The organism is Nocardia transvalensis, from assembly GCF_015477765.1.
GTDB lineage: Bacteria > Actinomycetota > Actinomycetes > Mycobacteriales > Mycobacteriaceae > Nocardia > Nocardia transvalensis_A.
On the sequence record NZ_JADLQQ010000010.1, the window covers coordinates 302423 to 324323 of the forward strand.

Consider the following 21901-nt stretch of genomic DNA (forward strand, 5'->3'; position numbering starts at 1 on the left):
GCCGCGCTCCCCCTGAGGCTCGTCTCCCCTACCGCTTGCCGCGGTCGCGCTTTTCGCGGACGCGGACCGAGATGCGGACGGGGGAACCGGGGAAGCCGAATTCCTCGCGGAGTTTTCGTTCCAGGAAGCGACGGTAGCCTGCCTCCAGGAAGCCCGTGGTGAACAGGACGAACGTTGGTGGGCGGGTGGTTGCCTGGGTGGCGAACAGGACGCGGGGCAGGCGGCCGCCGCGCATGGGTGGCGGGGTGGCCGCGATGACCTCCTTGAGCCAGGTGTTGAGGCGCCCGGTCGGGATGCGCTTGTCCCAGGAGTCGAGGGCGGTTTCCATTGCGGGAACCAGCTTTTGCACGGCGCGGCCGGTGTGGGCGGAGATGTTCACCCGCTGTGCCCACCGCACCTGGACCAGTTCCCGATCCACCTCGCGTTCGAGCTGTTCGCGCCGGTCCTCGTCGACCAGATCCCACTTGTTGAACGCCAGCACCAGCGCGCGGCCGGTGTCGGCGACCATGCTGATCACCCGCAGATCCTGCTCGGTGATCGGCTGTGAGGCGTCGATGAGCATGACCGCGACCTCGGCGGCCTCGATGGCCGACTTGGTGCGCAGGGAGGCGTAGAACTCGGTGCCGCTGGCGTTGGAGACCTTGCGGCGCAGGCCCGCGGTGTCGACGAAACGCCATGTCTTACCGCCCAATTCGACCAGCGAATCGACAGGGTCGACGGTCGTGCCCGCCACGTCGTGCACCACCGAGCGCTCGTCACCCGACAGCTTGTTCAACAGGCTGGACTTGCCGACGTTCGGCTTGCCGACCAGCGCGACGCGCCGCGGCCCGCCGACGGTGCCGCCGCCTTCGCGCGGCGTCTCCGGCAGCACCGCGAGAACGTCGTCGAGCAGGTCGCCGGTGCCGCGCCCGTGCGCCGCACTGACCATCCGCGGTTCGCCCAGGCCCAGCGACCACAGCGCCGCCGCCTCGGACTCGACCCGTTCACCGTCGACCTTGTTGGCGACGAGGATGACCGGAGTCTTGGAGCGCCGCAACACCTTCGCCACGGCCTCGTCGGTCGCCGTCGCACCCACCGTCGCGTCGACGACCAGCAGAATGGCGTCGGCGGTCCGCATGGCCAGCTCGGCCTGGCGCGCCACCGACTGCTGCAAACCCTTGGCGTCGGGCTCCCAGCCGCCGGTGTCCTGCACCAGGAAACGCCGCCCCGACCAGCTCGCCTCGTAGGAGACGCGGTCGCGGGTGACGCCCGGGATATCCTCGACGACGGCCTCACGGCGGCCCAGAATGCGGTTAACCAGAGTCGATTTGCCGACGTTGGGACGGCCCACGATGGCGACGGTCGGCATGGGCACATGCTCGTGCGCCTCCGGGTCACCCGCGAGATCGGTGAGTTCCCACTCGGATTCGTCGGCCCAGATGCCGTCACCGGCGAAGGTGTCCTGCGTCATCCTCTACCTCCTGCCGAAACCTGCTGCGCCACAACCCGGTACAGCTCGTCGATGACCTGATCCATGGACAGCTCGCTGGTATCGACCTGCACCGCGTCCTCGGCGGGGCGCAGCGGAGATACCGCCCGGGTCGAGTCGAGCGTGTCGCGGCGCTGCACATCGGCCAGCACCGCCTCGTAGTCGTCGCCACGGCCCTCGGCGATGTTCTGCTGATTACGGCGGAACGCGCGCGCCTGCGCGGAGGCCGTCAGATAGATCTTGGCATCGGCGGCGGGCAGCACGACGGTGCCGATATCGCGGCCCTCGACGACGATTCGTCCTGCGGAAGCGGCGATTTCGCGCTGCAGCGCGACCAGCTGCTCGCGCACCTCGGCCACCGCCGACACCGCGGACACCGCCTTGGTGACGGCGTTGCCGCGGATCTCGGCGGAGACGTCCTCACCGTCGAGTTCGATCACCTCGTGGCTGGGATCGGTGCCGATCCGCAGCGGGAGATCCTTCACCGCCACCGCGATGGCCTCGGGATCGGTGAGATCCACGCCGCCGCGCAGCACCTGCAGCGTCGCGACCCGGTACATCGCGCCGGTGTCGAGGTAGCGCGCGCCCAGCCGGGTCGCCAATCGCCGCGACACGCTGGACTTCCCGGTGCCCGACGGGCCGTCCATCGCGACGACCAACGGCGTCGAGTCGGGAATCTCCGCGTCGTCCACGCCGCCTCCTCGCACGTTGCGTCCCAGCATCTGCACACCGTTCACCACGACACCGCCTCGTCCAAGTCCTTGATCGCCCTGCAAGGTCGCACTGTCACAACGACACCGCCTCGTAAAGCTTCCCGATTTCGTCACGACCGAGCACACGCATGCTGCCCGGCCGCTGATCGCCGAGCGCGATCGGGCCGATATGCGTGCGAACCAGGTCGATGACCGGATGGCCGACCTCCGCCAGGAGCCGCCGCACGATGTGCTTGCGGCCCTCGTGCAGCATCACCTTCACCAGCGATTTGCCCTCGCCGACCTCGAGCACCTGGAACCGATCCACCTTCGCCGGGCCGTCGTCGAGTTCGACGCCGTCGCGCAGGCGCTTGCCGGCCTCGCGTTTGACCTCGCCCTGCACGGTGGCCAGGTAGGTCTTGGAGACCTCGAACGACGGGTGCATCAGCCGATGCGCGAGATCGCCGTCGTTGGTCAGCAGCAGCAGCCCCTCGGTGTCGGCGTCGAGGCGGCCGACATGGAACAACCGCTGGCCCGCCATCACGCGCTCGGCCACGATGTCGCCGATGCAGGGGCGCCCGAGTTCGTCGGACATGGTGGACTGGAAGCCCTTGGGCTTGTTCAGGGCGAGATACACCTGCTCGTCGCGGACCACGACCCGCACGCCGTCGACGCGGACCACCGCGGTGTTCGGATCGATGCGCAGTCCCTGTTCGCGCACGACGAGGCCGTCGACCTCGACCCGGCCCTGTTCGATCAGCTCCTCGGCGGCACGGCGCGAGGCCACACCCGCCTTGGCGAGGACCTTCTGCAGCCGCTCGCCCTCACCCCAGGGCAGCTTCTTCGGGCCCTTCGCCTCGGGCTCGACATGCTGGTGCCGCGCGGGCTTGGCGAAGCTGAGCACGGTCGGCTGCCGCTTCTGCCGCTGCGGTTTCCGGCTCGGCGCGGGCTTCGGCGTCAGCGGACGACCACCGCCGATCCGCCCCGCGGTGCTCTTGCCCGCGATGGAACGCCCGTGCAGGGTGTGATCGGGCGCCCGGCCGTGTGCACTCCGGCTCGGCCCGCGGTCGTTTCCGCCGCGATCCTGTCCGGCGTAACCACCGCGGCCCTGTCCCGCGCGGCCGTAGCCCCCGCGATCCTGGTCGGTGCGCCCGTAACCACCACGGCCGGAGTCAGCGCGGTAACCACGCTCCTGACCCCCGCGGCTCTGTCCCGCGCCGCCGTAACCCCCACGATCTCGATCACCGCGGTTGTACCCGCTGCGATCCTGACCCGTACGGCCGTAACCCTCACGGTCCCGGCCCCCCCGACCGTATCCCCCACGCTCCTGGCCGCGACCGTAACCGCCGCGGTCGTCGCGGCCGTAGCCGCCCCGGTCCTGGCCTCCGCTGCCGTATCCGCGGCCACCGCGGGCGGACTCACCACGCCCTGCGCCGCGACCATACGAGTCCCGGTCATCCCCTGTGCGGCCGTATCCGCCGCGGTCCTGTCCGCGGCCGCGGGCCGAACCGCCGGGCGGTTCGGTTCTACGCTTCCTACGATCCGGTGTGCCATCTCGGCGAGCGGGTGTATTCACGTTGTCCTGTCAATCCTCGGTGCCGAGGTCGATATCCGACTCGGCGGGTTTCCTCAGCCTGGTGTACCGGGGATCGGACTCCAGGCTCTCGTTGATCTCATCGATCAGGTCGACGCCCGGTAGCAGGGGCGCCAGCGGCGGCAGATCCGCCAGTGACGCGAGCCCGATCCGTTCCAGGAACAGCTCGGTGGTGACGTACAGGGTGCCGTTGGTCTCGGGATCTGTCCCGGACTCGGCGATCAGTCCGCGCGCCACCAGGGTGCGGATCACGCCGTCGACGTTCACCCCGCGCACGGCGCTCACCCGTGCTCGCGTAACCGGTTGACGATAGGCGATCACCGCCAGCGTCTCCAAAGCGGCCCTGGTCAACTTGGACCGGGAGCCGTCGAGCAACATGCGCTCGACATAGGGCGCATACTCGGTCCGCGTGTAGAAACGCCACCCGTCACCGACGAATCTGAGATCTATCCCACTCCCCCGCGCGGCCAACTCCGCCGACATCTCCCGCAGCGCCTGCTCGACCCGCTCCTCGCTGTCGTCCAGCGCCGACGCGAGCTGCTCGACGGGCGCGGGCGCGTCCACCACCAGCAGCATCGCCTCGAGCGCCGAGCGGAATTCGGTCTCGTCCAGCCGCTGCGGGGTGAACTCCTCGACCGCCTCGTCGGCCGGATCGGTCGCGCCGTCGGCGGCGGTCCGCTCCGGATCGGCGGGGTCCATCGGTGCCGCCCCGGCCTCGGTGTCCGCTGCGATCGTCATCCGTAGTCCTCGTCGATAGTCACTGTTTGCGTGGGTTTTTCGCCGTCCTGGTCGCCGATCCAGCTGACCGCCAGCGGGCCCAGGGGATCGGGCTGATCGAATTCGATCGACTTGCCCCGATACAACTCCAGCAGTGCCAGAAAGCGGGCGACGATCTGGATCGGCAGCTCGCAGTCGGCACACAGCTCGCGGAATGTGGTCCAACCGCCGGGTCCGCGACTCTTCAGCATCTCCAGCACGAGCGCGGCCTGCTCGGCCACCGAGATGGCGTGGGCGTGCAGATGGTCGAGCCCCACCTTCGGCGCCGGACGTGGCCGGAACGCCGCCGCGGCGACCTCGGCGAAGCCGGCGGCGTCAACTCCCAGCGTAACCTCCGGCAGCAGGCCGAGGAATCGCTCCTCCAGCGACACCGCCCGCGGGTAACGGCGCAGCGCCGCCTGTTCGAGCTCGCCCAGCAACTCGGCGACCTGCTTGAAAGCCCGGTACTGCAGCAGCCGCGCGAACAACAGATCGCGCGCCTCCAGCAGGGCCAGATCCTCCTCGTCGGTGACCTCGCCCGCGGGCAGCAACCGGGCGGCCTTCAAATCGAGCAGAGTGGCCGCGACCACCAGGAATTCGGTGGTCTGGTCGAGAATCTTGTCCGCGCGCAGCGTCGTATCGGAGTCCAGGCTCGCGGTCAGCGCCTTGGTGTAGGCGATGAACTCGTCGGTAACCTTGTGCAGCGCCACCTCGGTGACATCCAGGCGACGTTGGCTGATCAGCTGCAGCAGCAGGTCGAACGGGCCCTCGAAGTTGCTCAGCCGCAGGTGGAACTTGCCCGATCTATCCGGATTGTCCGAGGTGGCAGGCGCGTTCGGGCCCGGCGAATCCTGGGCACCCGGGCTCGGCACCTCCTGCGGAGCCGGGGTCGACAAGTCCTCTACGGCGGGTGTGGCGCTGTCGGTCACCGGCCCGACCGGTGGATGACTTCCCGTGCCATCGCCCGATACGCTTCCGCGCCACCGGATTTCGGCGCCCAGGTGGTGATCGGCTCGCCCGCCACACTCGCGTCGGGGAACCGGACGGTCCGGGCGATCACCGTGTCGTACACCAGGTCACCGAATACCTCGACCACCCGGGCCATCACCTGCCGCGAATGCAGCAACCGCGCATCGAACATGGTGACCACGATGCCGTACAGGCTCAGCCGCGGATTCAACCGGTCCCGCACCTTCTCCACGGTATCGGTGAGCAGGGCCAGCCCGCGCAGCGAGAAGTATTCGCACTCCATCGGAATGATCACGCCGTCGGCGCAGGCCAGGGCGTTGACGGTGAGCAGGCCCAGCGACGGCTGGCAGTCGATGAGGATGTAGTCGTACTGGTTGCGTAACGAGGCCAGTGCCCGGCCCAGGGTCTGCTCCCGGCCGACCTCGTTGACCAGCTGGATCTCGGCCGCGGATAGATCGATGTTGCTGGGTAGCAGATCCATGCGGTCCACCTTGGTCTGCAGCAGCACATCCGTGGCGGCGGCGCGACCGCCGACGAGCAGATTGTGGACGGTGAGGTCCAGGTCGTGGTGGGCGACACCGAGTCCGGCCGACAGCGCGCCCTGCGGGTCCAGGTCGACCAGCAGCACGCGGCGGCCGTATTCGGCCAGGGCGGCACCGAGATTGATAGTGGAGGTGGTCTTGCCGACGCCACCCTTCTGATTACACATGGCGACGATCAGGGCATCGCCCTGATGCGAGACCGGCGGAGGTTCGGGGATGTCACGCAAAGGGCGACCGGTCGGTCCGATTTCCGCGCCGTCCGCCACGATGTCGTTCGCCTCCCACAGTGTCTGGGCCGCCTGCTCTATCCGCGGGGCCGACCTCTCCGAAAGCGGTTCTGCCGCAGCACTCCTCGGCGGCTCGGCCGCACCGGCTGTCGTCATATCCGCTGCTCCTTCAGTGTTCTGCGCCCAATTGCCCCGCCGAGCGCAGCGAGGCAGCTCCCACCCGAGGTCACCCAGGGTGACATCAGGACCCCCATAGACGCTACCGTCTCCGAGCGCAAGACTTACGCTCGGACACGCTTTGTGAGCATGGCTTCAGTGCGCCGTGGCAGGTTGCGGACGAACATCAGCACCGCCTCGTCGTCGAGACAGACGGTGCCTCCGGGGGGAACCGGCCGATTCCGGTACATCACACCCCGCCCATCCGGAAGATATCCACGGCGAACGTAGAGCCGTTGCGCAGCACCGTAGTCAGCGTACAGGCCGACGCCGAGACCCACCGTAGCGACGCGCGCACCGGCGGCATGCTCGATCGCCTCGAGCAAGGCGTTGCCGATGCCCCGGCGCTGGAACCGCGGCAGCACGTTGAGGTCCTGGATCTCCGGAATGCCCTGCTCGGCGAACGGCTCGTACGGCGAATTCCACAGCAGGGTGCAGTATCCGGCGAACCGACCCTCCGCCTCGGCGACGAGGCCGACCCGGCGGCCGGCTTCCTGGTCGGCGAGGTACCGCTCGTACTGTTCGGCCGGTTTGTCCCACCCGATCTCCGCGAACGCGCGGGCGATCACGGAGGGATCGGTGGCGCACATGCGCCGAATCTCGATTCGTTCAGCCACCTCGACACTGTTGTAGAGGGACCACGCCGTCGGCAAACCAATTGTCCGCACCCCAACCCGACACGATGTCCGAATGATGGTGCCGCGGATCTTCCTACCGGGCGCGCGGGTGGGCCGTCGCCCAGACCTCATGCAGGGTGTTGACCGTGACCAGGGTGTAGATCTGGGTGGTCGTCACCGAGGCGTGGCCGAGTAGTTCCTGGACGACGCGGACGTCGGCGCCGCCGTCGAGCAGGTGGGTGGCGAAGGAGTGGCGCAGAGTGTGCGGGGAGACCGCGGCGCCGATACCGGCACGGTCGGCGGCGTCCTGCAGCACCTGCCAGGCGCTCTGGCGGGACAACCGGCCGCCGCGGTGATTCAGGAACAGGGCCGCATTTCCCCTGCCGCGCAGGGCCAGCGCGGGGCGGCCGCGAATCAGGTAGGCGTCCAGGGCGGCCAGCGCCGGGCGGCCGATCGGCACGATGCGCTGTTTACCGCCCTTGCCGTGCAGCACGACCGAACGGTCGGCGACGTCGATGTCGTCCACATCGAGGCCCACCACCTCCGAGATGCGGGCGCCCGTCGAATACAGCAGCTCGAGCAGGGCCCTGTCGCGCAGTCCCCGAGGTCCGCCGTCGGCCTCGCCGGTCCCGCCCGCCGCCTCCAGCAGCTTCGAAATCTGGTCGTACGGCAGCGCTTTGGGCAGCCGCCGCGCCGGGGTGGGCGGCTTCACCGGATGCGCGACATCACCGGCGGTCATCCCTTCGGCGGCGGCGAACCGATGCAATCCGCGCACCGCGACCAGCCCGCGCGCGGCCGAACTCGCCGCCAGCGGCGGATAGCCGTTGCCCCCGGCCCGCAGCGAGACCACGAAATCCGCGATATCGCTCTCGCTCACCGCATCGAGCCCGTGGATCCCGCGCTGTTCCAGAAACTCCCGATACCGGCCCAGGTCCCGCCGATACGCGCTGAGAGTGTTACGCGCGGCTCCCTTCTCGACCGTCAAGTGGTCGAGATAGGCCGCGATCTGCCGCTGCAACACGGCACCATCATGGCAGCTACCACCGACACCGTTGCGAGCGCACCGCGCGAGGCCCTGCACCGCCCGCTGCGCGGACGGTGCAGGGAATAAGACGGAAAGGGTGTGAGCCGGAGCGGGAAGGGCCCTCTCCACATTTCCCGTCTTCCGGCCCCCCAGGGCCGGAAGACGGGGACCATCGCGCGGACGATCCGAGCCGAGTGCTTACTTCCCGGCAGCCTTGCGGTCCAGGAAGGCCGTGGGCATCCCCGGCCAGGGCGCGTCTGCCGGGCGCAGCGGGAGGTTGCGGCTGCGGGCCGTCGACAATGCCAGTACGCCCGCTACGGCGGTGGCGTTGACGATCTCGCCGGACAGCGCCGCGCGGACCGCGTCGTCGACCGGCATCCGGACGATCTCGAGGTCGGCCTCCTCCAATTCCGGTTCCGGACGGTCGGTTTCGGTGAGGCCGGTGGCGAGGTAGATGCGCAGCGCCTCGTCGGTGAAGCCGGGCGACAATGCGACATCGACCAGCACCGACCAGTCCCGCGCGGCCAGCCCCGTCTCCTCGGCCAGCTCGCGCTTGGCGGCCTCGAGCGGATCCTCCCCGTGCTTGTCGAGCAATCCGGCGGGCAATTCGAGCAGGCGGCGGCCGATCGGGTGCCGATACTGGTCGATCAGCACGAGATCACCCGCCTCGTCCACGGCGGCGACGGCGACGGCCCCGTGATGCTCGATCACCTCACGCTCGACCACCCGCCCGCCGGGCATGCGGACCTGATCCAGCCGCAGCGCCAGAATCGCGCCCGAATACACGGTGCGGCTGGACACCGTCTCGAAATCGTGCGTGCCCGCACCGTTCGTCACTGCGAGACCCGCTCGCCCTCGTCGACCTCGACCTCGGACTCGCCCGGAATCTCCACCGGAAGCCGTTCGGCCGCCTTGTATTTCAGCGCCGCCGAGATCAACCCGGCGAACAGCGGATGCGGCCGGGTGGGCCGGCTCTTCAACTCCGGATGGGCCTGGGTGGCGACGAAATACGGATGCTTGTCGGCGGGCAACTCCACGAACTCGACCAGATGCCCGTCCGGCGAGGTGCCGCTGAACCGCAGCCCACTCTGGGCGATCTTGTCGCGGTAGGCGTTGTTGACCTCGAAGCGGTGCCGGTGCCGCTCGGACACCTCGGTGGCGCCGTAGGTCTGGGCGACCACCGACCCCTTCTGCAGCACCGCCGGGTAGGCGCCCAGCCGCATGGTGCCGCCCAGATCGGCCTCGCCCGCGACCGCCTGCTCCTGATCGGCCATGGTCGAGATCACCGGATGCTTGGTGTCGGGCTCGAATTCGGCGGAGTTGGCGTCCTCGAGGCCGACCGAGCGGGCCGCCTCGATCACCACGCACTGCAGGCCCAGGCACAGCCCGAGCAGCGGGATGCCGCGAGTGCGGGCGTAGCGGATCGCGCCGATCTTGCCCTCGATGCCGCGAATACCGAAGCCGCCCGGGATCAGTACCGCGTCCACATCGTGCAGATGTTGCTGCGCGTTGACGGGAGTCTCACATTCGTCGGACTGCACCCAGCGGATGTTCACCTTCGCCCGGGCGGCGAATCCGCCCGCACGCAGCGCCTCGGTCACCGACAGATAGGCGTCGGGCAGATCCACGTACTTGCCGACCAGTGCGACGGTGACCTCCTCGCGCGGGTTGTGCACCCGATCGAGCAGGTCGCCCCACACCGTCCAGTCCACGTCGCGGAACGGCAGACCCAGTTTGCGCACCACATAGGCGTCCAGGCCCTCGCGGTGCAGCACACGCGGGATGTCGTAGATCGATGGCGCGTCGGGGGTCGAGATGCAGGCGTCGACGTCGACGTCGCACATCAGCGCGATCTTGCCCTTCAGCGGCGGCGGCACCTCACGGTCGCAGCGCAGGATCAGCGCGTCGGGCTGGATACCGATGCTGCGCAGGGCCGCGACCGAGTGCTGGGTCGGCTTGGTCTTCAGCTCGCCCGAGGGCGCCAAGTACGGCACCAGAGTCACATGCAGGAAGAAGCAGTTGTCGCGGCCCACCTCGTGGCGGATCTGGCGAGCGGCCTCGAGGAACGGCTGCGATTCGATGTCGCCGACGGTGCCGCCGATCTCGGTGATGACCACGTCCGGAACCTGTCCGTACAGATCCGGGCCCGCCATGGCGAGGACGCGGTTCTTGATCTCGTCGGTGATATGCGGGATCACCTGCACGGTGTCGCCGAGGTATTCGCCGCGGCGCTCCTTGGCGATCACCGACGAATACACCTGACCGGTGGTGACATTCGCATCCCGCGACAGATTCCGGTCGAGGAAGCGCTCGTAGTGACCGACGTCGAGATCGGTCTCGGCGCCGTCCTCGGTCACGAACACCTCACCGTGCTGGAACGGGTTCATGGTGCCGGGATCGACATTGAGGTACGGATCGAGCTTCTGCATCGTCACGCGCAGACCGCGCGCGGTGAGCAGTTGGCCGAGGCTGGAGGCGGTCAGGCCCTTACCGAGAGAGGAGGCGACGCCGCCGGAGACGAAGATATGTTTGGTGGCCGTGCGCGCCGGAATCCGTGATTGACCCACGGGACTTCACAGTAACACGGAAAACGGTGGCGAAACGAATGCCACGCGCGGTTGCTGCGCGTTGGCCGGGAACTCCTTCGTCACATCGGCCCCATCCGATGCCGCACGCCACATCCGTCGCCGGTTATTCCGCAGCAGCCGCCTTGACGAGGTCGTCCACGCTCCCCGACACGACGGTCCGCACGGGCTCGGTGATCCATCCACGGGGCCGGACTCACCAGGCGCTGCCGAGCAACCGGCGGCGCACCGCGGGTGCATAGCGGTAGCGGACGACCCGGGCGGGGTTGCCTCGAGGATTTGCGACCGGTTACTGCGGCAGCGCCACGACGGTGAGCGAACTGGCCCTACTGCCGGTTCCATAGCGCCCGGCGCCGCCGCCGAGCTGTTCGGCCAATCCCAAAGCCGTTGTGATGCGTCCGATTTCGCGGTCCACATTGTCCACGGTGGTGACCGAGCCGGAGAGCTGGGAATCCGCGCGGACCACCGCGATCGGGCCCGCGCCGTCGGCCGACCCGGCCCGCCCGGCGAGCACCACGCCCGCGCCGCGGCCGCGCAGGCCACCGGCGAATCGGCCGATGATCGAACCGCGGTTGTTGTCCTCGGCTTTCGCGCCGTTGCCGGTCACCACGACCGTCAGCTGCGCGGGCTGCACATCGCCGAAGGTGAGGAAACCGCCGCCGCGCAACGTGTCCAGGATCAGCCCCCGTTCCTGGTCGGTGGCGCGCGGCTGACCGCCCGCGGGGTCCGTCAGAAACGCCACGCCCAGCAGGTCTCCGGCCAGGCTGCCCTGATCGACGGCGCCGGTCTGCAGCTGGGCTCCGGCGGGGATCATATTCGTGATCGCGGTGCGCAACCGGTCGCCCTGGCCGGAGTCGGCGAATGCGTCGGTGAGCGCGATCTTCCCGGTCACGGCCGCACCCGCGGTGGTCAGCGCCTTGGTGACGGCGTCGACGTCGCCGGTGTCGGCATCGGGAGTGGTGAAGACCAGCACGCTGCGGTTGGCGAGGGTGCCGCCGAGGATGCGTCCGGCGGAGCGGGCGATGAAACCGTCGGCCGCGTTCAGCTCATCGGTGAGGTGGCCGTTCTGCGCCGTCAGCGCCTCGGTTCGCTGCCGGTCACCGTGGTTGAACCAGCCGCCGCCGTGTCCGGTGCCGTTCAGTGCGTGCGAGCCGAGCACCAGTCCGATCGCCAGGGCGAGGAAGATCGCGGCGATCGAAATGGCGTGCTGCCGTAAGGAAATCACGTAGTAGTCCCCTGCCCGTTCCCGTGGAGTAGGTCGTACACCCGGACCTGCGCATGATGCCAGGTGGAGCTGATCCAGTCGAGCACCTCGGGGCCCATGTGCGAGGCCAGCACGGCCACGATGAGGGCGATCAGCGCGGCGAGCACGACCAGCGCGGCGGCCCAGCCGGAGGTGCGGTGCCGGTACAGCGTGGCGACCGCCTTGGCGTCCATCAGTTTCGGGCCGGTCTTGAGGCGGGTGAGGAAGGTGGCCGGGCTGGATTCGCGGCGGCTGCGGTCGAAGAAGTCGTCCAGTGCGGCGGCGGCGCCGCAGGTCACGATCAGGGCGGCGCCGTGGTGGTCGGCCAGCAGCAGCGCCAGGTCCGTGGGCGAGCCCGAGGAGGGGAAGGTGGTCGCGCCGATGCCGAGATCCTGGATGCGCTCCAAACCCTTGGCGTGGCCGTCGGTATCGGCGGGCAGGATCACCTCGGCGCCGCATTTGAGCGCGCTCGCGGTGATCTCCTCCGGGTCGCCGACGATCAGGTCCGGCCGGTACTTGGCCCGGCGCAGGGTGTCCGCGCCGCGGCCGACGCCGATCAGGATCGGGGCGTACTCCTTGATGAACGGCTTGAGCGCCTTCAGTTCGGTCTCGTGATCGGGTCCGTCCGCGACCACCACGACATGCCGGTTGCGCATCGACAATTCGAGTTCGGGCACGCCGAGACCGTCGATCAGCAGCGCAGATTCGGTCCGAAAGAACTCGATCGTATTGCCCGCGAAGGCTTCCAGATGGTCGGCCAGGCCGTTGCGGGCCTCGATCATGCGCTCGGCAATGGCGGGCTCGGTGAGTTCGATGCCCTCGACCAGCGCCTCGGGCTCCTTCTTGGTGAGCTTGTCGGCGTAGACGACACCGTTGTCGATGCGGACCTTCGTGCCGTCCTTGATCTTGGTGAAGACGTCGGAGGAGACCGTGTCCAGCAGCATGATGCCGTTGGCCACCAGCACTTCCGGCCCCAGATTCGGATAGCGCCCGGAGATCGACGGCGACGCGTTGACGACCGCCGCCACGCCCGCCTCGACGAGCCGGTCGGCGATGAGCCGATCCAGGTCCATCTCGTCGAGCACCACGACATCGCCCGGTCCGACTCGCTTGAGCAGACGCCGGGTGTTGCGGTCCACGCGGGCTATCCCGGACAGGCCGGGCAGCGTTTCGGTGTTTCTCGACAACAACGCCAGCACCTTCATGACGTCCGATGATGGCCGCAAACCCTCAACCTGTGGTGGAGGCGCGCCGGAAAAGGCCCGCTCCATGATTCGTCACTGTGATGCACGTGACTCACGGTGCACCTCCGCGGTACCGCTATGCTCCGGCTCACATCATTCGAAGGAGATCTCATGGCCAGCACTACGGTCGACGCCGTCATCCCCGCCCCGCGCGAGGTCGTGTACAAGCTGTTCAGCGAGCGCGACAGCCTCAACGCCTACCTGCCCATCACCTTCACCCTGAAGAAGCCCGGCTCCCCCGAGCCCAACGGAGTCGGCGCGCAGTATCAGGTCGGCGCCGGCCCCCTCGGCGTCACCGAGGAGACCACCGCCCTGGTCCCCGGCGAACGCATGGAGTACAAGATCGTCGCCGGTGCCCCGGTGAAAAGCCACGTCGGCACCGTCACCTTCGCCGACGCCCCCGACGGCACCCTCGTCTCCTACCGCATGGAGTCCTACCCCAAATTCCCCGTCCCCGACCGCCTCACCGAACTGTTCCTCAAGGGCCTGATCTCCCCCTTCCTCAGCGCCGCCCGCAAGGCCGTCACGAAGTAGGGGTTCATTGGCCCCGCTGCCCGGCCTGGCGGCCGGTCAGCGGGGAATCAGACGGCACCCCGGAAGAAGACGGGCGGCCCCAACCGTTCCCGGCGTGACAAACTCCCATTCCCGCTGCGGCACACTCCCATTCCCGCCCTGCTTTTGGGCGGGATCTAGCTGGCGGCGGGGGTGGCATCCTTTTCGGCGCGGGCGGTTTCCAACAACTCTTCGGCGTGGGCGCGGCCTGTTTCGGTGTCGTCGAGGCCGGCGAGCATGCGGGCCAGTTCCTTGACTCGTTCGTCGTTGGTGAGGGCGTGGACGCCGCTGTTGACGCCCTTGCCGTCGTCGACCTTGTCGACCACCAGGTGGGTGTCGGCGAAGGCGGCCACCTGGGGCAGGTGGGTGACCACGATGACCTGGTGGGTGCGGGCCAGGCGCGCCAGGCGGCGGCCGATCTCGACCGCGGCGCGGCCGCCCACACCGGCGTCGACCTCGTCGAACACCATCGTGGTGCCGTGGTCGGAACTGGCCAGCACCACCTCGAGGGCCAGCATCACTCGCGACAGCTCACCGCCGGAGGCGCTCTTGCTCAGCGGCAGCGACCGCGCTCCGGAATGCGCCGCCAATCGGAATTCGACCTCGTCCACGCCGGTCGACCCGGCATGTAACTGCTTGCCGTCCACCGTGATCGGCGCGGAATCCTGGGCGACGGCGGGCACCGGACGCACCTCGACCTCGAGTTTGGCCCGGCCCATCGCCAGTCCGCCGAGTTCGGCGCTGACGGCGGCGGCCAGCTTCTTGGCGGCCTTGGTGCGGGCGGCGGTCAGCTTCTTGGCCGTCTCCCGCACCTGGTCGGCGGCCTCGTCGACCTCCCTGGCCAGCGCGGCCAGCGCCTCGTCGGAGACGTCGAGCGAATCGAGGCGGCTGCGCGCCTCGTCGGCCCAGGCGATCACGCCGTCGATATCGGGCGCGTACTTGCGGGTCAGCGTCTTCAGCTCGGCCTGCCGGTTCAGCAGCGAATCCAGCGCACCCGGATCCGATGGCAGATCGGACAGATAGGTGCTCAGCTCGGTGGTCAGATCCACGACCACCGAGATGGCCTCACCCAGCCGCGGCGCCAGTTCGGCCAGTGCCGCATCCTCGGCACTGTCCAGCCGGGCCCGCGCGGCACCGAGCAGATCCAGCGCACCCGAACCCTCCCCGGGCGAGTCGGCCGGACCGGCCAGGGCGTCGTGGGCCGCGGTCGCCGACTCCCGCAGCGAATCCAGATCCGACAGCCGCCGCACCTCGGCGACGATGCGTTGGTCCTCGCCGGGTTCCGGTGCGATGGCGTCGATTTCGTTGAGCGAGTACTTGAGCCGATCGGCCTCGAGCGCCAGTTCGCGGCTGCGGGCGGTGCGTTCGAGCAGTTCGCTGCGGGCCTGCAGCCAGGTGCGCCGCGCCAGTTGATATTTGCGCAGCAATCCGGCGATGGTCTCGCCCGCGAATTGGTCGAGGGCATGCAGCTGCTGATCGGGACGCTGCAGCCGCAGCTGGTCGTTCTGGCCGTGCACGGTCAGCAGCGGTGCGGTGAAATCGCTCAGCACCGCCGCGGGAACACTGCGCCCACCCAGATGCGCCCGCGACCGCCCGTCGCTGGACACCGTGCGCACCGCGATCACGCTGCCGTCGTCGTCACGTTGCGCCCCAGCCGATTCCAGCACCTTCTCGACCTCGTCGCGGGCATTGTCGTGCACCTCGTCGAGGGTGAAGCGGCCCTCCACCACCGCGCGGGCCGCCCCGCGGCGCACTCTGCCCGCGTCGGCTCGCGCACCCCCGAGCAGATGCAGGCTCGTCACCACCATGGTCTTCCCGGCGCCGGTCTCGCCGGTCAGACACGTCAGCCCCTCATGGAATTGCGCTGTGGCGGTGGAAATGACACCCAGACCGTCAATCCTGATCTCTGTCAGCACTCGTGCTCTCCGTTCGGCGGTGTCCGACGTCGCCTGCGCCCGACCGCGCAGACGGGCGGCCCCGCCAGCCTGTCACGGGCAACTGGAATTTGCGCACCATCCGGTCGGCGAACGGCGCGGAATCCAACCGCACCCACCGCACCGGTTCGGCCCCACGGACGGCCTCGAACCGCCCGCCCTTCGGCAGCGCGAGGGTGCGTCGGCCGTCCAGGAAAACTATCGCATCATGACCCGCCGCAACGGTTTCCACGGCGATCAGCGAATCCGGGCTGGTCACCAGGGGCCGCGCGAACAGGGCGTGGGCGTTGCTGGGAATCACCAGCAGCGCCTCCAATTCCGGCCACACCACCGGACCGCCCGCGGAGAACGCGTAGGCGGTGGAGCCCGTCGGGGTCGAAATCAGCACCCCGTCGCAGCCGAACTGCGAGACGGGACGCCCGTCGACCTCGAGCACCACCTCCAGCACGCCCATCCGAGTGGCGTTTTCGATACTGGCCTCGTTCAGGGCCCAGCCGCGTTCCACGATGACATCATCGACTCGGACACTGACATCTATCGTCATCCGCTGCTCGAGGCGGTAATCGCCGCGCACCACCTGAGCCAGCGCATCGTCGAGATGTTCGACCTCGGCCTCGGTGAGGAATCCGATGCGCCCCAGATTGATTCCCAGCACCGGCACCCGCGCCGCCCGCGCCATCTCGGCGGCCCGCAGAAATGTGCCATCGCCGCCGAGGGCCAGCACCATCTCGCAACCGACCGCGGCATCGGGTCCGTGCTCGACAACCTGCACCGGATACCCGTCGGGTTCGCCGGATTCGTCGCATTCGAGTTTGGTGCTGTAGGCCTCGTCCTCCAGCACCCGCAGGCCGATACCGGCGTCCTCGAAGATCTTCGCCACGCGATGCGCGGTCTCGGTCAGCTCGGGCCGGCCGGGATGGGCGACGAGCAGGATCTCCCGCTTCACTGAGGTCCCTCCTCGACCGCACGCTGCACCAGCGCCGCGACGTCGACGTCAGCGACCTCGCCCTTGCGCAGCCACAGGAAATACTCGACATTGCCGGACGGGCCGGGCAGTGGGCTGGCTACCACGCCGCGCGTGGACAGCCCATGGTCGATGGCCGCGGCCGCCACCTCACGCACGGCCTCGGCGCGCAATGCCGGATCCCGCACCACACCGCCGGAGCCTACCCGCTCCTTGCCCACCTCGAATTGGGGTTTCACCATCGGCAACAGGTCCGCACCCGGCGCGCAACACGCGGCCAGCGCCGGAAGCACCAGACCCAGCGAAATGAACGACAGATCGGCCACGACCAGATCGACCGGACCGCCGATGGCGTCGGGGGTCAGGGAGCGGACATTGGTGCGGTCGAGGACCCGCACCCGCTCGTCGGTGCGCAGCCGCCACACCAGTTGGCCATAGCCGACATCGACGGCGACGACCTCACGGGCCCGGCGCGTCAGCAGCACATCGGTGAAGCCGCCCGTCGAGGCACCGGCATCGAGGCAGCGCTTATCGGCGACGGTCAGCCCCTGCGGTTCGAAGGCCTCCAGGGCCCCGAGCAGTTTGTGTGCTCCCCGCGAGGCCCACTGCACCTCGTCGGGTTCCTCCCGCACCAGCAGCGGGGTGCCGGGCTCCACGGCCGTCGCCGCTTTCGACGCGACCGTGCCGTTGATCAGGACGCGGCCCGCGCCGATCAGCTCGACCGCGTGCTCCCGCGACCGCGCCAACCCGCGGCGAACCAGTTCGGCGTCCACCCGCGCGCGCCTGGCCACCTCAGATCTTGTCCACCGTCGCCAGGGCCTGGACCAGCACCTCGTGCGCCTGCTCCAGAATGCGGGCACGTCGGGTGATGTCCACACCGGCCTGCGCGGTGTCCGCGGCCTCCGAATCACGGCCTACCGCAGACAATTCCGACAGCAGCGCGTCGACCTCGGCACGCACCTGCGCCGGGTCGGCGAACTCCGCCGCATTCGCGCCCGGCAGATGCTGGCCGGGCAGCGGTATGCCGGGATTCGACCCGGGTGCGTGCGGACGAGGATTCGGCGTAGTCATGGTGCCGACAACGCTACCGGAGTTCGGATTCGAACACACGTACCGCCCGCGCCACATCCCGCCTGCGCCGAGCGGGTACCGGGTGAGCTGCGAGTTTCACGGCGCTTGGCAGAATGTGCCGGGTGCGAGCTGATCGAGTCGGGACGAAGCGGCGGGCCCGGATGACGGCGGCCCTGGGCGCGGCGGCGATCGCGGTCGTCGGCTGTGCCGAAGGACTGCACTGGCGGGCCGCTCGGCGCGCGTCGGCGCCCGCCTCCGGCCCGTCCCGGAATCGGACCGAAGCCATTGTGGTGCTGGGTTTCCCGGCCCGGGACGACGGTGGGACACATCCGCTGCAGCGCTGGCGCTGCCGTATCGCGGCGCGCTCGGTGGATCCGCGGTGCGACGGCGTGGTGGTGTTCTCCGGCGGAGCGGTCAGGAACGGGTGGCCCGAGGCCGAGGTGATGGCGCGCTACGCCCGCGACCGGCTGGGCGTGCCGCCGGAACGCATCCGCACCGAAACCAAGGCCGAAAGCACCTGGCAGAACATCGAATTCACGATCCCCCTGATCGAGCACGCCGACCGCATCAAGATCGCCTCCGACCCCATGCACGCGGCCCGTGCCCGCCGCTACCTCGCGCAGCAGCGCCCGGACCTCGCCGCCCGCCTGGCCCCGGCCGCCGACTACCGTCCCTTGGAATACTGGTGGCTGAAGATCCCGACCGCCGGACACGAACTCGCCGCCATCGCCCGCCGGCGAGCCGGACAGGCGGTTGTGCTCGTACTTGCCCACACCCGCATCGTCCGCAAAGCTGCTCTGCTCGGCTCGCGCTGAACCACCGCTTCCGGCCGAAAACAGGCCGGAACGACATGGATGAACACGCCGGTGCGCGACTCCGGGGCTGTTATCCGTGGTCGGTGGAAGACGTGGGTGGCTGCTCGTCGGGGTTCTGGTCGGCGAGTTCGATGGCGGGGGGCGGGGACTCACCGAGGTGGCGGGTGATGAAGTCGCGGAGGCGATCGACCTCGCGGCGCAGCAGCCGGTTCTCTTCCGTGAGGGAACGGATGACCATTCGTGACTGGGCAGTGGGGACGGCGGGCTCGGGTGCCGGTGGCACAGTGGTGAGTTGTTCGATGATGCGGTTTCGCAGATCGTTCAGCTCGATACCGCGGCGCTCCAGGACCTGCGCACCGACGCCGTCGCTTTCGCGGACCACGCCGAGCAGGATGTGCTCGGTGCCGATATATCTGTGCCCCAGTTGCAGTGCCTCCCGCAACGACAGGTCCAGTACCTTCTTCGCACGGGGAGTAAAGGGAATATGCCCGGTCGGCTCGGACTTCCCGTGGCCGATGATCTCCACCACGCCGTCCCGCAGCTCGTCCAAGTCGACACCGAAACTCCGCAACACCTGTGCGGCGACCCCCTCCCCCTCGTTGGCCAGCCCGAGCAGAATGTGCTCGGTCCCGATGTAGTTGTGCCCGAGCTGACGAGCATCCTCCTGAGCCAAGACGATCACCCGGCGCGCCCGGTCGGTGAATCGTTCGAACATGCCGCCATTGTCGCCCCTCCACGGCTCTGCGGGAGGCGAAAGGCGTTGCCGCGGCAATACTGTGGCCGGAGGCCTACCGGACGAGGGTGATGGCCCGTCCCGGATGCTGTCGCAACAGATCGGCCAGCCGGTCCGCGAGGTCCCCTTCATCGATCGCCACTTCCACGTCGGCCACCGGCCGATTGAGGGCGTCGAGCGAGTCGGCCACGTAGGTGGGCAGTCGCTCGGCGGGCTGTTTGCGGAGGTCGGCCAGGGTGCTCACGCCCGTGAGGACGAGCAGGGAGGGCAGGCCGACGCAGTGCGCGCCGTCGATGTCGGTGTCGAGGCGGTCGCCGACCACCAGGGCGTCGCGGGTGCCCGCGCGGTCGAGGGCATCCTCGAGCAGCGGGGCGTACGGCTTGCCCGCGACGATCGGCTCGAGGTCGGTGGCGGTGCGCAGGGCGGCGACCATCGAGCCGTTGCCCGGGGCCAGTCCGCGCTCGTTCGGCAGGGTGGCATCGGTATTCGCGGCCACCCACAGGGCACCGGCGCGCAGGGCGTAGGCGGCCTCGGCCAGGTCCGGCCAGGCGGTCTCGGGCGAATGTCCTTGGACCACGGCATCGGGCGCGGTGCCGTCGAAGCGACGGAGGGGGCGCAAGCCGGCGCGGTCCACCTCGTCGGCCAGATCGTCGGTGCCGACGATCAGCACGGTCGAGCCCGGAGGCAGTCGATCGGCGAGCACATGCGCCGCCGCCTGGGCACTGGTGACCACATCGTTCTCGGTTGCGGCGAAACCCAATTCGGCCAGATGCCCGGCCACCGCCGCGGCCGAACGGCTCGCGTTGTTGGTGACATACATCAGGACCTGGCCGTCCGACCCGGTCGAAAGTGCCTCGGGCGCGCCGGGGATCACCGCGGGCCCGCGATACAGGGTGCCGTCGAGATCCAGCAGCAGTGCGCCGAACCGGTCGCGCAACCGTGTCACAGCAACCTCACTCCGCGTTATTCGTCGTCTTCGGCGCCAGGCCATTCATCGTCTTCGTTACTCGCGCCGGCGAGTTCGTCGGCGCGCTCCTCGGCGTCGGTCTCGCCGTCGACATCGGCGGACGCGGCGTTGAGGAACCATTTCAGCGCCTCGTCGGCGCGACCGGCGGCCAGCAGGGCCTCGGCGTAGGCATAGAACAGGCGGGCCGCGGCGGAACCCGTGCGGGACGGGTCCAGGTCCGGGGTCTGCAGGGTGACGACGGCCTGGTCGTACTGGCCGAGGTCCATGCGGGCTCCGGCGACGACGATGCGCAGCTCGGTCGCCTCGTCACCGCGCAGTTGCCGGGCTTCGTCGCTGCGGCCGAGTTCGATGGCCCGTTCGGGACGGCCCAGGCCGCGTTCGCAGTCGGCCATGACGGCCAGCAGTCCGGAGCCGCCGGACATCCGGCGCGCGGTCCGCAGCTCCGACAGGGCTTCGGCCCATTCACCCGCGTGATAGGCGGTGACACCGGCGGTTTCGCGAACCACGGCGATGCGGCCTGCGCGTTGCCGGGCCGCGCGGGCGTGTGCCAGCGCCTGTTCCGGGTCTTCGTCGATGAGCCGGGCCGCCATCACGAGGTGGCGCGCCACCGTTTCGGCATTGTTCTTGTCGAGGCTGAGCAGGTCGCGCCGCACGGCGGAATCCAGGTCCGCGGCCTCGACGTCGTCGGGCAGCGGCGGCTCGTCCGGACGACCGGCACGACGGTCGGCATTCTTGCTGAACTGCGCGCCTTCACCGCCCCGACGCCGCTCCTGCACACCGTCGGCGCCCTCGACCGAGGCGTTACGCCCCTCGAATTCCCCGGCCTCCCCAGCGAATTCACGCGCGTCATCGCGGCCACGCCCCGCCTCCGCCCCGCGGAAACCCCTGCGACCGGACTCATGACGGGCATCATCCCGACGGAACCCGCCGCGAGCATCGTCGCGGCGGAAACCACCACGACCCGAGTCACCACGAGCATCGTCACGGCGGAAACCGCCACGACCGGACTCACCACGAGCATCATCGCGGCGGAAACCACCACGACCGGCGTCACCACGAGCATCGTCACGGCGGAAACCACCACGACCGGATCCGCCTCGGTCTTCGCCGAATCGGCGGTCCGAACCGCCGCGGGCGGAGTCGCCTCGGCCGTAGCCGCCGCGATCGTCGCCGTGGGGGCGGTCGGAGCCGCGGCCGCTGCCGCGCTGGGATCCGCCCCGGCCTTCGCCGGTGGGGCGGTCGGGGCCGCCGCGGCGGAATCCACCGCGGCCCTCACCCTGGCCGCCACGACCTGCGCCGGAGCCACCCGATCCGGGTCCGCTACGGCGGAAGGGTTTCCTACCGTCGTTCTGCTCCGACACGGTGTTCCCTCTCTCTGCTTTCTCCTCGATGCCCGGCCGCGGCGCTCACACCCGCGTGAGGCCGGGCCGCGAGGGCCCGCCTACTCGAATTCAATCACGTGCGGACGAGCCGCCTGCCATGCGGCACCGTCACGGGGGCGGCACAGGCTGCTGAACGGCGAAAAGGGGACCCACGATATGGGTCCCCTTTCCGGGAAGTATGTTCCGGCGGTGTCCTACTCTCCCACACCCTGGCGAGTGCAGTACCATCGGCGCTGGCAGGCTTAGCTTCCGGGTTCGGAATGGGACCGGGCGTTTCCCCACCGCTATAACCGCCGTAACTCTATG

General features: G+C 69.3%; 20 protein-coding genes, 1 rRNA gene and 1 pseudogene. 2 read left to right on the forward strand and 20 right to left on the reverse strand.

Annotation, left to right across the window (positions count from 1 at the left end):
• Nucleotides 1-28: 28 nt before the first annotated feature.
• The 12 genes from der to steA all read right to left on the reverse strand — a co-directional run bounded on the left by der (nt 29) and on the right by steA (nt 13138).
• Nucleotides 29-1450 (reverse strand): ribosome biogenesis GTPase Der, encoded by a 1422-nt coding sequence (gene der / locus IU452_RS28775; protein WP_195112321.1) that lies wholly within the window; start codon nt 1448-1450, stop codon nt 29-31.
• A complete protein-coding gene (cmk, locus tag IU452_RS28780; RefSeq protein WP_195112363.1) occupies nt 1447-2190 on the reverse strand; it encodes a (d)CMP kinase in 744 nt (247 codons plus the stop codon). The genes der and cmk overlap by 4 nt, the downstream gene beginning before the upstream one ends.
• Before the next feature lie 64 nt (nt 2191-2254).
• Nucleotides 2255-3736, reverse strand: a complete 1482-nt coding sequence (locus IU452_RS39315) for a pseudouridine synthase (protein WP_195112322.1) — start codon at nt 3734-3736, stop codon at nt 2255-2257.
• A gap of 9 nt (nt 3737-3745) precedes the next feature.
• Nucleotides 3746-4453: an SMC-Scp complex subunit ScpB gene (gene scpB, locus IU452_RS28790; protein ID WP_416382379.1), complete on the reverse strand. Its 708-nt coding sequence runs from the start codon at nt 4451-4453 to the stop codon at nt 3746-3748.
• Nucleotides 4454-4488: 35 nt separating this feature from the next.
• Entirely contained in the window at nt 4489-5439 is a 951-nt protein-coding gene (locus IU452_RS28795; RefSeq protein WP_195112324.1) for a segregation and condensation protein A, read from the reverse strand.
• Complete coding sequence (locus tag IU452_RS28800) at nt 5436-6404, reverse strand: ParA family protein (protein WP_195112325.1); 969 nt, start codon at nt 6402-6404, stop codon at nt 5436-5438. Before IU452_RS28800 ends, IU452_RS28795 begins: the two co-directional genes overlap by 4 nt.
• A 125-nt stretch (nt 6405-6529) precedes the next feature.
• Nucleotides 6530-7081 carry a GNAT family N-acetyltransferase gene (locus IU452_RS28805; RefSeq protein ID WP_324192873.1) on the reverse strand — a complete coding sequence of 184 codons (552 nt, stop codon included), beginning with the start codon at nt 7079-7081 and terminating at the stop codon, nt 6530-6532.
• Nucleotides 7082-7175: 94 nt separating this feature from the next.
• Entirely contained in the window at nt 7176-8102 is a 927-nt protein-coding gene (xerD, locus tag IU452_RS28810; protein WP_195112326.1) for a site-specific tyrosine recombinase XerD, read from the reverse strand.
• 201 nt (nt 8103-8303) lie between these two features.
• The gene (locus tag IU452_RS28815; protein WP_195112327.1) at nt 8304-8942 is read right to left on the reverse strand and encodes an NUDIX domain-containing protein; all 639 of its coding nucleotides are present in this window, start codon (nt 8940-8942) and stop codon (nt 8304-8306) included.
• The gene (locus IU452_RS28820; protein WP_195112328.1) at nt 8939-10672 is read right to left on the reverse strand and encodes a CTP synthase; all 1734 of its coding nucleotides are present in this window, start codon (nt 10670-10672) and stop codon (nt 8939-8941) included. Before IU452_RS28820 ends, IU452_RS28815 begins: the two co-directional genes overlap by 4 nt.
• A 307-nt stretch (nt 10673-10979) precedes the next feature.
• On the reverse strand, nt 10980-11915 hold the full coding sequence (locus tag IU452_RS28825) for a copper transporter (protein ID WP_195112329.1): 936 nt from the start codon (nt 11913-11915) through the stop codon (nt 10980-10982).
• A complete protein-coding gene (steA, locus tag IU452_RS28830) occupies nt 11912-13138 on the reverse strand; it encodes a putative cytokinetic ring protein SteA (RefSeq protein ID WP_195112330.1) in 1227 nt (408 codons plus the stop codon). Before steA ends, IU452_RS28825 begins: the two co-directional genes overlap by 4 nt.
• Before the next feature lie 150 nt (nt 13139-13288).
• On the opposite strand from steA, the gene IU452_RS28835 reads away from it, so the two are divergent.
• Nucleotides 13289-13711, forward strand: a complete 423-nt coding sequence (locus IU452_RS28835; protein ID WP_195112331.1) for an SRPBCC family protein — start codon at nt 13289-13291, stop codon at nt 13709-13711.
• A 155-nt stretch (nt 13712-13866) separates the two neighbouring features.
• Here IU452_RS28835 and recN read toward each other — a convergent pair whose 3' ends face one another.
• Genes recN through IU452_RS28855 form a run of 4 tightly spaced genes read right to left on the reverse strand, consistent with a single transcriptional unit; the run spans nt 13867 to nt 17698 of the window.
• Nucleotides 13867-15645 (reverse strand): DNA repair protein RecN, encoded by a 1779-nt coding sequence (gene recN, locus IU452_RS28840; protein WP_195112332.1) that lies wholly within the window; start codon nt 15643-15645, stop codon nt 13867-13869.
• Nucleotides 15623-16609: an NAD kinase gene (locus IU452_RS28845; protein ID WP_195112333.1), complete on the reverse strand. Its 987-nt coding sequence runs from the start codon at nt 16607-16609 to the stop codon at nt 15623-15625. Before IU452_RS28845 ends, recN begins: the two co-directional genes overlap by 23 nt.
• Nucleotides 16606-17418, reverse strand: coding sequence for a TlyA family RNA methyltransferase (locus IU452_RS28850; RefSeq protein WP_195112334.1), 813 nt, complete (start codon nt 17416-17418; stop codon nt 16606-16608). The genes IU452_RS28845 and IU452_RS28850 overlap by 4 nt, the downstream gene beginning before the upstream one ends.
• Nucleotide 17419: 1 nt before the next feature.
• A complete protein-coding gene (locus tag IU452_RS28855; RefSeq protein ID WP_195112335.1) occupies nt 17420-17698 on the reverse strand; it encodes a hypothetical protein in 279 nt (92 codons plus the stop codon).
• A 122-nt stretch (nt 17699-17820) separates the two neighbouring features.
• Between IU452_RS28855 and IU452_RS28860 the strand changes: the two genes are divergently transcribed.
• The gene (locus IU452_RS28860; protein ID WP_324192874.1) at nt 17821-18513 is read left to right on the forward strand and encodes a YdcF family protein; all 693 of its coding nucleotides are present in this window, start codon (nt 17821-17823) and stop codon (nt 18511-18513) included.
• Nucleotides 18514-18799: 286 nt separating this feature from the next.
• Here the strand turns inward: IU452_RS28860 and IU452_RS28865 are convergent.
• From IU452_RS28865 to rrf, 4 genes and pseudogenes are all read right to left on the reverse strand, one after another.
• Nucleotides 18800-19228: pseudogene (locus IU452_RS28865) on the reverse strand (Clp protease N-terminal domain-containing protein); the annotation flags it as partial.
• A gap of 73 nt (nt 19229-19301) precedes the next feature.
• Nucleotides 19302-20192 (reverse strand): HAD-IIA family hydrolase, encoded by an 891-nt coding sequence (locus IU452_RS28870; RefSeq protein ID WP_324192875.1) that lies wholly within the window; start codon nt 20190-20192, stop codon nt 19302-19304.
• 17 nt (nt 20193-20209) lie between these two features.
• Nucleotides 20210-21574 (reverse strand): hypothetical protein, encoded by a 1365-nt coding sequence (locus tag IU452_RS39650; protein WP_416382377.1) that lies wholly within the window; start codon nt 21572-21574, stop codon nt 20210-20212.
• A gap of 202 nt (nt 21575-21776) precedes the next feature.
• Nucleotides 21777-21893, reverse strand: a 5S ribosomal RNA gene (rrf, locus tag IU452_RS28880).
• Nucleotides 21894-21901: the final 8 nt, after the last annotated feature.